This window comes from Pseudomonas bananamidigenes (genome assembly GCF_001679645.1).
Taxonomy (GTDB): Bacteria; Pseudomonadota; Gammaproteobacteria; order Pseudomonadales; family Pseudomonadaceae; genus Aquipseudomonas; species Aquipseudomonas bananamidigenes.
This window is the reverse complement of the sequence record NZ_LRUN01000018.1, coordinates 16291-30472: the sequence shown is the minus strand read 5'-3', so window position 1 is coordinate 30472 and position 14182 is coordinate 16291. Positions and strand designations below refer to the sequence as shown.

11 protein-coding genes are annotated in these 14182 nt (G+C 60.5%); 7 read left to right on the top strand and 4 right to left on the bottom strand.

Translation table 11 applies throughout. From position 1 onward, the window contains the following. Positions 1-3: 3 nt before the first annotated feature. The 4 genes from BBF94_RS07180 to BBF94_RS07165 all read right to left on the bottom strand — a co-directional run bounded on the left by BBF94_RS07180 (position 4) and on the right by BBF94_RS07165 (position 3691). The gene (locus tag BBF94_RS07180; protein WP_065258351.1) at positions 4-246 is read right to left on the bottom strand and encodes a MoaD/ThiS family protein; all 243 of its coding nucleotides are present in this window, start codon (positions 244-246) and stop codon (positions 4-6) included. Further along, positions 243-716, bottom strand: coding sequence for a cyclic pyranopterin monophosphate synthase MoaC (gene moaC, locus BBF94_RS07175; RefSeq protein WP_007957321.1), 474 nt, complete (start codon positions 714-716; stop codon positions 243-245). The genes BBF94_RS07180 and moaC overlap by 4 nt, the downstream gene beginning before the upstream one ends. 102 nt (positions 717-818) lie before the next feature. Next, the gene (locus BBF94_RS07170; protein WP_065258350.1) at positions 819-2213 is read right to left on the bottom strand and encodes a PhoH family protein; all 1395 of its coding nucleotides are present in this window, start codon (positions 2211-2213) and stop codon (positions 819-821) included. A 353-nt stretch (positions 2214-2566) separates the two neighbouring features. Continuing rightward, positions 2567-3691, bottom strand: a complete 1125-nt coding sequence (locus BBF94_RS07165) for a polysaccharide deacetylase family protein (RefSeq protein WP_065258349.1) — start codon at positions 3689-3691, stop codon at positions 2567-2569. 202 nt (positions 3692-3893) lie between these two features. Here BBF94_RS07165 and yaaA point away from each other — a divergent pair, with 202 nt between their 5' ends. The 7 genes from yaaA to algG all read left to right on the top strand — a co-directional run bounded on the left by yaaA (position 3894) and on the right by algG (position 14181). Beyond that, on the top strand, positions 3894-4673 hold the full coding sequence (gene yaaA / locus BBF94_RS07160) for a peroxide stress protein YaaA (protein ID WP_065258348.1): 780 nt from the start codon (positions 3894-3896) through the stop codon (positions 4671-4673). An 812-nt stretch (positions 4674-5485) separates the two neighbouring features. Continuing rightward, positions 5486-6802: a nucleotide sugar dehydrogenase gene (locus tag BBF94_RS07155; RefSeq protein WP_065258347.1), complete on the top strand. Its 1317-nt coding sequence runs from the start codon at positions 5486-5488 to the stop codon at positions 6800-6802. Positions 6803-6885: 83 nt separating this feature from the next. Beyond that, positions 6886-8367, top strand: coding sequence for a mannuronan synthase (gene alg8, locus BBF94_RS07150; RefSeq protein ID WP_176704428.1), 1482 nt, complete (start codon positions 6886-6888; stop codon positions 8365-8367). Positions 8368-8402: 35 nt separating this feature from the next. Further along, positions 8403-9572 (top strand): alginate biosynthesis protein Alg44, encoded by a 1170-nt coding sequence (locus BBF94_RS07145; protein ID WP_065258345.1) that lies wholly within the window; start codon positions 8403-8405, stop codon positions 9570-9572. Positions 9573-9581: 9 nt separating this feature from the next. Beyond that, on the top strand, positions 9582-11090 hold the full coding sequence (gene algK / locus BBF94_RS07140) for an alginate biosynthesis TPR repeat lipoprotein AlgK (protein WP_404820921.1): 1509 nt from the start codon (positions 9582-9584) through the stop codon (positions 11088-11090). After that, positions 11087-12568 carry an alginate export family protein gene (locus tag BBF94_RS07135; RefSeq protein WP_065258343.1) on the top strand — a complete coding sequence of 494 codons (1482 nt, stop codon included), beginning with the start codon at positions 11087-11089 and terminating at the stop codon, positions 12566-12568. The genes algK and BBF94_RS07135 overlap by 4 nt, the downstream gene beginning before the upstream one ends. Positions 12569-12594: 26 nt before the next feature. Continuing rightward, positions 12595-14181 carry a mannuronan 5-epimerase AlgG gene (gene algG, locus BBF94_RS07130; RefSeq protein ID WP_065258342.1) on the top strand — a complete coding sequence of 529 codons (1587 nt, stop codon included), beginning with the start codon at positions 12595-12597 and terminating at the stop codon, positions 14179-14181. The last annotated feature ends 1 nt before the right edge of the window (position 14182 follow it).

Sequence of the window (14182 nt, the reverse complement as noted above, 5' to 3'; positions counted from 1 at the left end):
GTTTCAGCCTCCGGTCACAGTGGGGAAGAACGCCACTTCATCGCCGTCGGTCACCGGCTCGTCGAGCTGGCACAGGTCTTCGTTGCGCGCGCACATCAGGTTCTGTTCGGTCAGGACCTCGGCGCCGTCACGGCTGGCGAGCAATGCGCGAACGTCTTCCACCGTCGAAAAATCGCCCTCGACCTTCACCGAATCCACGCCCAGCGCTTCGCGGTAACGGGCAAAAAACTTCACGGTCAGGTTCATGGCTGCTCCGCCTGGAAATGCCCGCTCTTGCCGCCGACTTTCTCCAGCAGGCGCACGCTTTCGATGGTCATGCCGCGATCCACGGCCTTGCACATGTCGTATATCGTCAGCGCGGCGACGCTGGCGGCGGTCAGCGCTTCCATCTCCACACCGGTCTGCCCCGACAGCTTGCAACGGGCCACGATGCGCACGGCGTCGTCGCCTTCGGCGCTGAGTTCGACCTTGACGCCGGTGAGCATCAGCGGATGGCACAGGGGAATCAGATCACTGGTTTTCTTCGCCGCCTGAATGCCGGCGATGCGCGCCACGGCAAACACGTCGCCCTTGGGATGACCGCCGCTGACGATCATCTGCAGGGTGTCGGGCAGCATGCGCACCAGCGCTTGGGCCGTCGCCTCGCGGAACGTCACGGCTTTTTCGGTGACGTCGACCATGTTGGCGCGACCTTGGGAATCGAGATGAGTCAGCACGGGATTACTCCTGATCAGGAGCACCGATTGTAAACCCGAGGGTCAGAATTGCGCACACAAAAAACCGGGCGACTTTGCAGTCGCCCGGTTCCATTTGGCGGGTTACAGATGGGATTCGGCGTATTCGGCCAGAATCGAGCGAGGCACCCCTTGCAGCGTGATGTGCACGCCGTTGGGGAAATCCTTGAAACGTTCGGTCAGGTAGGTCAGCCCGGAACTGGTCGCGGACAGGTAAGGGGTATCGATCTGTGCCAGGTTGCCCAGGCACACCACTTTGGAACCGGCGCCGGCCCGGGTGATGATGGTTTTCATCTGGTGCGGCGTGAGGTTCTGGCATTCGTCGATCAGGATCAGGCTCTGCTGGAAGCTGCGACCGCGAATGTAGTTGAGCGATTTGAACTGCAACGGCACTTTGCTGAGGATGTAGTCGACGCTGCCATGGGTGTTTTCGTCATCCATGTGCAAGGCTTCGAGGTTGTCGGTGATGGCGCCCAGCCAGGGCTCCATTTTTTCCGCTTCGGTGCCGGGCAGGAAGCCGATTTCCTGATCCAGACCCTGCACGCTGCGGGTGGCAATGATGCGCCGATAACGTTTGCTGACCATGGTCTGCTCGATTGCAGCGGCGAGCGCCAGGATGGTCTTGCCGGAACCGGCGGCGCCGGACAGGTTGACCAGATGGATGTCCGGATCGAGCAAGGCATACAGCGCCAGGCTCTGATAGATGTCGCGCGGTTTGAGACCCCAGGCCTCCTGATGCAGCAGCGGTTCCTGGTGCAGGTCGAGGATCAGCAGACGGTCCTCGTCAATCTCCTTGATCCAGCCGACGAAGCCCTGCTCATCGATGATGAATTCGTTGATGTGCACGGCCGGCAAGTTATCGGTCAATTGCACCTGATGCCAGGTGCGGCCATGGTCCTGACGGGTTTCGACCTTGCTCACACGGTCCCAGAACGAGCCGGTCATGTTGTGATAGCCGTTGGGCAGCAGGGACACGTCGTCGACCAGCTGGTCGGTGCTGTAGTCCTCGGCGTCGATTCCACAGGCTCGCGCCTTGAGGCGCATGTTGATGTCTTTGGTGACCAGCACCACCGGTTTCTTCGGTTCGCGGCTATGCAGGTCGATCAACTGGTTGATGATTTTGTTGTCGTTCAGATGCTCGGGCAGAATCAGGTTCGATTCGGCCTGCTTGCTCATCAGAATCGACAGCAAGCCCTTCGGTCCGCTCTTGCCGCGCTGGATCGGCACCCCTTGCTCGACGTCCTCGGGCGTGGCATCGCCCAGGGTCTTGTCGATCAGCCGGATCGCCTGACGGCATTCGGCGGCGACGCTGTGATGGCCGCTCTTGAGCTTGTCCAGCTCTTCGAGCACGGTCATCGGGATCGCGACGTGGTGTTCTTCGAAATTCAGCAGGGCATTCGGATCGTGAATCAGTACGTTGGTATCGAGTACATAAAGGATTGGCTGGTTGGAGGAAGGGCTACGTCCGTGATCATCCATACTCGGTCACCTTTGTGGGAGCCATTCGACGCAATACCTGGGCGGTGCTGCGCCTCGAAGTGACTGCCGAATCCGCCTGCGAAGCTTTTGTTCGGAATAGCAGGCGAATTGCACACAAAATGGGTCTTGGAAGACGCCACCTGTGTTGCAGGTTTCGGCGGTCTGACTTCGTAATACTCCAAAACCCGTGACAGAAAAAAGCACTTTGACGCTTTTTTGAAGTTTATTTTGCAAAGTGACGAAAAGCCCTTGGCGGACTGCCCTGCCCCCGTTAGAGTCGGAAGTCCGCCCGCCTCCAATTCCGCAAAAAATTCCCTCCAGGCCCAATGTTTACGGGCTCTTGCCGTTTTTTTTCAGCGAAACGCGTCCTGACAGTCTTCCCAACCGATGCCGCTTTGCGCGGTCTGCGTGATCAGCCACGGCAACGCCGTCTTCACCGCATCCTGCTTCATGTTGAAATTGATCACCCCGTGCCGCCACAACAGCATCAGAGTCAGCACCCGCTGCGCGCTCGGATTGCCCTTGAGCTTGCCGGCGCCGTCCTGGGCATCAATGTCCCACAGCGCCACTTGCAGGCCCTGATTGTGGAAGAAGCCGGCGGCATCGCTGCGGCGCTGGCCGTCCGGTGGACGGAACAACGGCACGTAGTTCTCCGGCAGCTTGCTCTTGACCAGATCGGCACTGCGCCGCACCGAGTCCTGCCAGTCCTGCCAGTGGCTGTGGGAGCGGAACTCCCAACCCTGTACGCCGACGCACTGCCGGGAAAACGCCGCTTGCAGGTTGCTCACCGAATGTTCGGTCAAACGTGCCTGAATATCCTTGCCCAACATGAAGAACGTGCCGCTCAGGTTCGACTTGCGCAGGTAATCGGCGAGCCATTCGGTGTTGTCCGGAAGCAGGTTCGCGGCACTGTCGAAGCTCAGCAGGAACAAGCGGTCGTGCATGTCGTCGCCGTTGCGCTCGTAGTCACCGAAGTGATCGACTTCGCTGGTGGTCTGTGGCGACAGCGCCGCCTTGCGCAGCAATTCATCCAGGTACTGTTGATGGAAGATCCGGCTCGGCTCGGCCCACTTCGTGTAATAGCTTTCATCGCTGACCACGAACTTGGCCGCCTGCTCGCGCAGGGTCGGCAGGTCTTCGACGAGGAAACAGAACGAGGCGTCCTGATCGCAGCTCTGCTGGGCATAGTTGTAGCTGGTCAGCAAACGCTGCCACAGGCGCTCGCGCAGGCTGTTGATCGCGTCCAGATTGACCGTGCGCAACCCCAGACGCTGAGCCATCGCGGCCTCATCCAGCGCTTCGCTGCCCAACAGGCCCCGGGCGAACATCAGGACTTCCGCCCGGGAGGCGACGTCGAACAGGGTCGGATTGTCGAGTTTCTCCGGCCAGGTGCCGCGATCGAGCGTGGCAATATCGCCCGGCGCCGCGACGGCACCGACACTCAATAGCCACGCGGTGAAAAAAAGAACAATGCGCAAAGGGGTGTCTCCATAACAAAACCCGCGCGGCACTATAGCCGATCCCACAGTAATTCCCGCAGGCACGCAGATGATCGTTCCCACGCAGAGCGTGGGAACGATCAGGGTGGGTGGTAAACCGCCGATCACCTATGGACCTGATAGCTGGAGTCAACCCGGCCAACCCCCTAGAATCGCCCCCACGATCAAAGGAGACGACTACATGCTGATGGTGATTTCCCCCGCCAAGACCCTCGATTACGAAACACCGCCGGCGACCCCGCGCTTCACCCAGCCGCAATACCTCGACCATTCCCAGGAGCTGATCCAGCAGTTGCGCGAACTGAGCCCGGCGCAGATCAGCGAACTGATGCATGTCTCCGACAAGATCGGCGGCCTCAATGCTGCACGCTTCGGCAGCTGGACACCTGCATTTACCCCGGCCAACGCCAAACAGGCGCTGCTCGCGTTCAAGGGTGACGTTTACACCGGGCTCGACGCCCAGAGTTTCAGCGAAGCCGATTTCGATTACGCACAACAGCACCTGCGCATGCTTTCCGGTCTCTACGGCCTGCTGCGCCCGCTCGACCTGATGCAGCCGTATCGCCTGGAAATGGGCACGAAACTGGCCAATGCCCGGGGCAAGGACCTGTACGCCTTCTGGGGCACGCGCATCAGCCAATGGCTGAACGAAGCGCTGGCCGAGCAAGGCGATGACGTGCTGCTCAATCTGGCGTCCAACGAGTACTTCTCGGCGGTCAAGCGCACGGCCCTGAACGCGCGGATCATCAACACCGAATTCAAGGACCTGAAGAACGGCCAGTACAAGATCATCAGTTTCTACGCCAAGAAAGCTCGCGGCCTGATGAGTCGCTTCGTGATCCAGGAACGTATCAACGATCCGGCCGCCCTCAAACAGTTCGACGTGCAGGGTTATCGCTACAGCGCCGAACAGTCGAAACCGGACAATCTGGTGTTTCTGCGCGATCACGCACCTGAATAAAGCATGCCCATTGCACGACTCTTTTTATAAAGAGTCGTGCACCTCGCACGACGTCAAAAAAACTCCCCTCCTTTTCGCCGATTTATTGGCGCCATAAAAACATCACCCTCATTTCTATCTTTTCTTTCACTCGACAGATGTCATTTTTTTCAGTAGTGGCACCAGATTTTTTTTCGAGTAGTGGCACAAAACCATCGAGGGCGATTATCTGCCTGTCAATAAAGGGCGAAATGGAAAGTGCTATCAATATGAAAGCAGTGCCATCTTTCTCAATATTTCAAGAAATTTCAAAATTCGCGATGGGCGGACCGGAACTATGTCAAAACCCATAGCTCATACCACCGGTAACGATTATCGCCGAGCTTGTACGAGATAACTTACTCAGAGACCAAGACCATGTAACCAAGTTGTCACAGCAACTTGCCCGACTGGGATTACAACTCTGGACAACTATCGAAGGACAGGAGATACGCACCATCAATATCCCCTGCAAGGCCAAGGCCGCGCCCTTGTAAACGTGTTCGCCAGAACACCTGAACGCCCGATCTACAGGCCTTCCGCCTGACATCGGGCGCGCAACACAAGATTGCACAAACATCCCTTGTTCAAGGGATCGGCTGCATAACGGGGCACGTCACAACAACAAGGCCTGGTTGCGCACATCTTGAGTGCACTTATTTAGACACTCGAAACTTAGTATGCCTGCACACGGCATTGTGACGCCTGCAAGTCACACTTTCGAGTGCACTAAAACCGCTGAACACCATTAACTCCGGCCCTCTAACGGCCTGATATATACAGAGGTAATTGCGATGCGCATCAGCATATTTGGTTTGGGTTACGTCGGTGCAGTATGTGCCGGTTGCCTGTCTGCACGAGGCCATGACGTAGTTGGCGTCGATGTTGCCAAAGACAAGATCGACATGATCAACGCGGGCAAATCTCCCATTGTCGAACCGGGCCTGGGCGAGTTGCTGGCACAAGGGATCGAGACCGGTCGTCTGCGCGGTACGACCAACTTTGCCGAGGCGATTCGTGACACCGACCTGTCGATGATCTGCGTCGGCACGCCGAGCAAGAAGAACGGCGACCTGGAACTGAACTACATCGAGGCGGTGTGCCGCGAGATCGGCTTTGTCCTGCGTGAAAAATCCACCCGCCACACCATCGTGGTGCGCAGCACCGTGCTGCCGGGCACCGTTGCCAACGTGGTGATCCCGATCCTCGAAGACTGCTCGGGCAAGAAGGCCGGCGTCGATTTCGGCGTGGCGGTCAACCCGGAATTCCTGCGCGAATCCACCGCAATCGCCGACTACGACCAGCCACCGATGACCGTCATCGGCGAGTTCGACAAGGCCTCCGGCGACGTTCTGCAGTCGCTGTACGAAGAACTCGATGCACCGATCATCCGCAAGGACATCGCCGTCGCCGAGATGATCAAGTACACCTGCAACGTCTGGCACGCCACCAAAGTGACCTTCGCCAACGAGATCGGCAACATCGCCAAAGCAGTCGGCGTCGATGGCCGCGAGGTGATGGATGTGGTCTGCCAGGATAAGACCCTCAACCTGTCCCAATACTACATGCGCCCGGGCTTCGCCTTCGGCGGCTCGTGCCTGCCGAAAGACGTGCGTGCCCTGACCTACCGCGCCGGTTCCCTGGACGTCGAAGCGCCGCTGCTCAACTCGCTGATGCGCAGCAACGAATCGCAAGTGCAGAACGCTTTCGACATCGTGGAAAGCCATGACAAACGCAAAGTCGCACTGCTCGGCCTGAGCTTCAAGGCCGGCACCGACGACCTGCGCGAAAGCCCGCTGGTGGAACTGGCCGAGATGCTGATCGGCAAGGGCTATGACCTGAGCATCTACGACAGCAACGTCCAGTACGCCCGTGTCCACGGCGCGAACAAGGATTACATCGAGTCGAAGATCCCTCACGTGTCGTCCCTGCTCAACGCGGACTTCGACTCGGTGATCGACAACTCCGACGTGATCATCCTGGGCAACCGCGACGAGAAGTTCCGCGCCCTGGCCCAGGAAGCGCCGCACGGCAAACAGGTCATCGACCTGGTCGGCTTCATGGCCAAAGGCACCGATGCCGGCACTCGCACCGAAGGGATCTGCTGGTAACACAGCAGCAAGCCTCGAGCTTCAGGCCGCACGCCGTGAATCGGCGGGCGGCCTGAAGCCCCCATCACCTTCGGATGACGGTCATGTCCAAGCTCAAACATTTTTTTCTGCAATCCGCCGGCTGGCTGCTGTTTCTGAGCCTGCTGATGGGCCTGGCCCTGATGCTGCCCGCGTCCACGTTCGACTCCGAGTCGAAGGACTTTATTTTCCTGATTGGCGCCGTGGGTATCTGGCGCTACTCGATGGGTGCAACGCACTTTGTGCGCGGCATGATTTTTCTCTACATCGTCTACCCGCACCTGCGCCGCAAGGTTCGCAAGCTGGGCAAGGCGGCGGATCCGTCCCATGTGTTCCTGATGGTGACCAGTTTCCGTATCGACGCGTTGACCACCGCGCAGGTTTACAGCTCGGTGATCCGCGAGGCCATCGACTGCGAACTGCCGACCACCGTGGTCTGCTCCATCGTCGAAATGTCCGATGAGCTGCTGGTCAAGGCACTGTGGGCACGGATGAATCCACCGGATCGGGTCAAGCTCGACTTCGTACGCATTCCCGGCACCGGCAAACGCGATGGCCTGGCCTACGGCTTCCGTGCGATCTCCCGTCACCTGCCGGACGACCGCGCCGTGGTCGCCGTGATCGACGGCGACACCGTGCTCGCCGAAGGTGTGGTGCGCAAGACCGTGCCGTGGTTCCAGATGTTCGGCAACGTCGGCGGCCTGACCACCAACGAATTCTGCGAAGTGCGCGGCGGCTACATCATGAGCGAATGGCACAAGCTGCGTTTCGCCCAGCGCCACATCAACATGTGTTCGATGGCCCTGTCCAAGCGCGTGCTGACCATGACCGGTCGCATGTCGGTGTTCCGCGCCTCCGTAGTCACCAACCCGGACTTCATCGCCGACGTCGAAAGCGACTCGCTGCAACACTGGCGCCTGGGTCGTTTCAAGTTCCTGACCGGTGACGACAAGTCGAGCTGGTTCAGCCTGATGCGCCTGGGCTACGACACCTTCTACGTACCGGACGCGGCGATCAACACCGTTGAACACCCGCCGGAAAAGAGCTTCATCAAGGCCAGCCGCAAGCTGATGTTCCGCTGGTACGGCAACAACCTGCGGCAGAACTCGCGGGCGCTGGGTCTGGGCGTGAAACGCCTCGGCGCCTTCACCTCGGTGGTGCTGTTCGATCAACGCGTATCGATGTGGACGTCCCTGCTCGGCCTGACCGTGGCGATCATCGCCAGCTTCAAATATGGCGGCGCATTCATCCTCGCCTACCTGCTGTGGATCGGCATCACCCGCCTGATTCTGACCCTGCTGCTGTCCTGCTCCGGTCACCGGATCGGCCCGGCCTACCCGCTCATTCTGTATTACAACCAGATCGTTGGCGCGCTGGTGAAGATCTACGTGTTCTTCCGCCTCGATCAGCAATCCTGGACCCGCCAGCCCACTTCCCTGACCCGTGATCTCGCCAGCTTTCAACGTTGGTTCAACACCTGGTCGTCTCGGACCATGACCTTCTCCGCCGGCAGCATTTTCGTCGCCGTGCTGCTGATGATGGTCTGACCTGCCCCTCTTGAATTAACAAGGAAATCGCCCCCATGAATACCGCCGTCAACGTCAACGTAGTGCATGAATCCGAAGCCCAGCGTCAGCACGCCCGGGTGAAAATCCCGGCCAAACTGCGGTTCTTCGGGCCTGACCGCACACCGGTCGAAGCGCGGGTCATCGACCTGTCCGCCGGTGGCCTGGCATTCAATGCCGGACAACTGCCGCTGACCGTCGGCGAGGTGTACAAGGCACGCCTGCAATTCGTCATCGACAACCTCGGCATCGCCATGGACGTTGAATTGCAGGTGCGCTCCTTCGACCGCCAGACCGGCCGTGCCGGTTGCCAATTCCAGAACCTCGAACCGCAGGACATTTCCACCCTGCGCCACCTGATCACTTCGCACCTGGCCGGTGACATCGTCAGCATCGGCGAAGTGCTGGCGACCCTGCAGCGCGACAACTTCACCAAGGCGCGCAAGGCCAAGGACAGCGGCCACGGCATGACCCCGTTCGGGCGCCTGAAAGCGGTGACCTTCAGCGCCGGTATCTTTGCGATCGGCCTCGTGGCGGCGGGTTTCGTTTTCAAGTCGGTGTACAACATGTACTTCGTCAGCCATGCCCAGGCCGGGCTGGTCAGCGTGCCGGGCATGAACATCACCATGCCTCGCGATGGCACCGTGCAGAGTCTGGTCAAGTCCGACGGCGTCGCCGCCAAGGGCGCACCGCTGGCGACGTTCAGCACCAGCATGCTCGATGTGCTCAAGGGCCATCTGGATGAAGACCAGTTGCAACCGGCCAAGGTCGAAGAACTGTTCGGCAAGCAGATGACCGGCACCCTGACCTCCCCTTGCGATTGCACCGTGGCCCAGCAACTGGTGGCCGACGGTCAATACGCGAGCAAGGGCGACGTGATCTTCACCCTGGTACCGCGCAACACCCAGGCCACCGTCGATGCACGCTTCTCCTATCGCCAGTTCGGCGACGTGCGCCCGGGTACTCCCGTGAGCTTCCAGATCGCCGGTGAAGACAAGACCCGCACCGGCAAGATCATCAGCAGTACCAGCCTGAAAAGCGCCGACCTGTCCTCCGACATCCGCGTGCAGATCCAGCCTGACGAACCGCTGGACAGCACCTTCGCCGGTCGTCCGGTGGAAGTGAACAGCGACCGTGGTCCGAACCTGAACTGGCTGATCGACAAAGCCATGGCTGCCGGTCTTTAAGTCGAGGACATGCCTGTGACTACTCCACCCATCTCGAGCACACCACAAACCCTGTGGGAGCGAGCTTGCTCGCGAATGCATTCTGACATTCAGCCTCAGTGCCGACTGACACACCGCTTTCGCGAGCAAGCTCGCTCCCACATGGGTTCAGTGTGCGCATTGGCACTGGCAGTCAGCCTGGCCGGTTGCGCCGGCCTGCCCGACCAGCGTCTGGCCAACGAAGCGCTCAAGCGTGGCGACACCGCGACCGCCGCGCAGAACTACCGTGCGCTGGCCGATCTGGGTTACAGCGAAGCTCAGGTCGGTCTCGCCGACATCCAGGTCGACAGTCGCGACCCCGAGCAGATCAAACAGGCCGAGGCGACCTATCGCGCAGCCGCCGATGTGTCGCCGCGTGCCCAGGCCCGGCTCGGTCGCTTGCTGGTGGCCAAGCCCGGCTCCACCGAGGCCGAACATCACGAAGCCGAAACCCTGCTGAAGAAAGCCGCCGCCAATGGCGAAGGCAATACGCTGATTCCGTTGGCGATGCTCTACCTGCAATACCCGCACAGTTTCCCGAACATCAACGCCCAACAGCAGATCGATCAGTGGCGCAAGTCGGGCTACCCGGAAGCGGGTCTGGCGCAGGTGCTGCTGTATCGCACCCAGGGCACCTACGACCAGCATCTGGATGACGTGGAAAAGATCTGCAAGGCCGCGCTGCACACCACCGACATCTGCTACGTCGAGCTGGCCACGGTCTATCAGAAACGCGCCCAGCCAGACCGACAGGCCGAACTGATCAAACAGCTGCAGGCCGCCCACAGCCGTGGCAGCGTCAGTGCCCAGCGAGTGGACTCCGTCGCCCGTGTGCTCGCTGATTCGACCCTGGGCAAGACCGATGAGAAAACCGCGCAGTCGTTGCTCGAACCGATCGCGCCGGGCTACCCGGCCTCGTGGGTGACGCTGGCGCAACTGCTCTACGACTTCCCGGAACTGGGCGACGTCGATCAGATGATGAAGTACCTGGACAACGGTCGCGCCGCCGACCAGCCCCGCGCCGAACTGTTGCTGGGCAAGCTCTACTACGAAGGCAAACTGGTGCCGGCCGACGCAAAAGTCGCCGAGGAACATTTCCAGAAAGCCGTTGGCCGTGAAGTCGCTGCCGATTACTACCTCGGCCAGATCTATCGCCGCGGCTACCTGGGCAAGGTCTATCCACAGAAGGCCCTCGACCATCTGCTGACAGCAGCGCGCAACGGCCAGAACAGCGCCGACTTCGCCATTGCCCAGCTGTTTTCCCAAGGCAAGGGCACCAAACCCGATCCGCTCAACGCCTACGTGTTCAGCCAGTTGGCCAAGGCGCAGAACACGCCGCAGGCCGATGAGCTGGCGACCACCCTCGCGGCGCAACTGCCGCCCGAGCGTCTGGCCGAAGCCCGGCGCCTGTTGCAGCAGGAACAGGCCAGCCGTGGTGCCCTGAATCAGAACACGCTGCAACTGCACGCCCTGCAAGAAGACGGCGAGGAAAAATTATGAAGTTGAATCCATTCGTGAAGGCCGGCATTGGCCTTTCGTTCGCGCTGATCTGGTCTTGCCCGACACTGGCCGCGATCACTGAAACCAAGAACTTCGGCCTCGAAGTGAAGATCACCGGTCAGTCTGAAGACGACCGCGACCTCGGCACTGCGCCCGGTGGCGACGTCAACGGTGTGGGCCTCGACCTGCGTCCGTGGGTCTACGGCGAGAGCGGCGCGTGGAGTGCCTACGCCATGGGTCAGGCCGTGACCTCCACCGACGTCATCGAAACCGACACCCTGCAACAGTCCGACGGCGCCGAAACCACCGACAGCGGCGACCGCAAGACCAAAAAGAACTACCTGGCGATGCGTGAGTTCTGGGTCGGCTACAGCGGCCTGACACCCTACCCCGGCGAAATCCTCAAGTTCGGTCGCCAGCGCCTGCGCAACGACGACGGCCAATGGCGCGACACCAACATCGAAGCGCTGAACTGGACTTTCGACACGACCCTGCTGCGCGCCAACGCCGGTGTCGCCGAACGCTTCAGCGAATACCGCACCGACCTGAAAGAGCTGGCACCGAAAGACAAGGATCGCCTGCACGCTTACGCCGATGCGGCATATCAGTGGACGCCGGGCCAGTGGGTCGGCATTCGCGGCCATCACACCCACGACAACGGCAAGCTCGATTACGCCGAACCGGGCGTGCCCCGCGACACCCTCGACAAAACCCAGAACGGCGACATCAGCTGGCTCGGCCTGACCGCCGACAGCGACGCCTACAACTGGCGCAACACCAACACCGTCAACTACTGGGGCAGCATCACCGGCATGAGCGGCGACCGCGATACGGTCAACCCGCTGAACGCCGACGGCAGTCGCCCGGCGCAGGCCAAGCGCAGTGAAGACATCAACGGCTGGGCCACCGACATCGGCGTGCGCCTGCGCCTCGATCCACAGTGGCAGGTCGGTGCGGCCTATGCCCGCGCCAGCGCCGATTACCAACAGAACGGTCTGGAGAGCAACCGCTCCAACTACACCGGTACTCGCTCGCGGGTTCACCGTTTCGGTGAAGCGTTCCGTGGCGAAATGAACAACATGCAGACCGCCACTTTGTTCGGTTCCTGGATGCTCAACGATCAGTACGACGCCAGCCTGATCTACCACAAGTTCTGGCGCGTGGACGGCAACAAACCGGTGGGCAGCAACGGCATCAACGCGGTGGAAAACAACACCGACGACGTGACCGGCGCAATCCTCTCCAGCACCTCGCTGCCACTGCAGGACGGCAACAAGGACCTGGGCCAGGAAATGGATCTGGTGGTCACCAAGTACTTCAAACAAGGCCTGCTGCCGGCGGCATTGAGCCAGTCGATCGACGAGCCTTCGGCGCTGGTGCGTTTGCGTGGCGGCGTGTTCAAGCCGGGTGACGCCTATGGCAGCCAGGTCGATTCGTACATGCACCGCGCGTTCATCGACGTGATCTGGCGCTTCTGATGCAAACCGCGAAGGGAGTGCCCGACATGAACAACCCAAGGAAAGGCTCGCTCAGCCTGCTGGCCGGGGCGATGCTGCTGGCCTCGGCAAGCACCTTTGCCAGTGTCGAACCGGTCGCACCGCAACCGGCCAAACCGGTGACCACTGCCAAGGAGCTGCAACAGGCCAAGACCTACACCGTCAGCAGCGCCCCGACCGACGCGCTGGAGCTGGACAAGCCGAAACTGCCCGACCTCACAGGCTTCACCGCCGAGGCTGCCGCCGCGAAAATCGTGCGCAGCAAACCGGGCAAGATCAGCGTGCGCCGGATGATGCAGGAAGACGCCCTGAAGGACTTCATCGGCGGCGACAACAAAATGGCCGAATGGGTGGTGCGTCAGCACGGCATCCCGCAGGCGATCTTCGTCGACGACGGCTACATGAACCTCAAGGAACTGGCGCAGAAACTGCCCAAACAATACTTCAGCGAAACTTCGCCGGGCGTGTACCTGGCGAAGCTGCCGATCGTGGTCGGTCGCAAAGGCATCCTCGAAATCGACGGCCAGACCCAGGAACTGCGCCTGTCCCAGGAGGCCGGTTCGTTCCTGGTCAACGACGGCCAGTTGTTCGTGCGTGACACCAAAGTCACCGGCTGGCGCGAGAAGGACAACGGCCCGGCTACCTTCCGTTCGCCAAAGGAATTCCGTCCGTTCCTGCTGGCCTGGGGCGGCACCGAGACCTACATCGTCAACAGCAAGATGGCCAGCTTCGGCTACGCCAACAGTAAGTCCTACGGCGTGAGTATTTCCCAGTACACGCCGAACATGGCCAAGGTGCTCAAGCGTCCGGAGCCGACCGGCTGGATCGTCGGTTCCGAGTTCTCGGACATGTGGTACGGCTTCTACTGCTACGAGACCCGCGACTTCGTGGTCAAGGGCAACACCTACAAGGACAACATCGTTTACGGCATCGACCCCCACGACCGTTCTCACGGTCTGATCATTGCCGAGAACACGGTGTACGGCACGAAGAAGAAGCACGGGATCATCATTTCCCGTGAGGTGAACGACAGCTTCATCTTCAACAACAAGAGCTTCGACAACCACCTCTCCGGCCTGGTGATCGACCGTAACAGCATCAACAACATCGTCGCCTGGAACGAGATCTACAAGAACCACACCGACGGCATCACGCTCTACGAGTCCGCCGACAACCTGCTGTGGGGCAACAAGGTCATCAGCAACAAGCGCCACGGCATCCGCATTCGTAACAGCGTGAACATCCGCCTCTACGAAAACGTTGCCATGGCCAACGGCCTGACCGGCGTCTACGGCCACATCAAGGACCTGACCGACACCGACCGCGACATCAAGCTCGACCCGTTCGACGCCCAGGTTTCGCTGATTGTGGTCGGCGGTGAACTGGCGGCCAACGGCAGCGGCCCGATGGCCATCGACTCGCCGCTGAGCGTCGAGCTGTACCGCGTGTCGATGCTGGCGCCGACCAAATCCAGCGGCATCAGCTTCAACGGCGTTTTGGGTGACCGTCAAGATGAAATTCTCGACCTGCTGGTGCGCCAGCAGAAAGCCGTGCTGATCGACCCCGTCGAACGCCAGACCGAACTGCAGGACTGAG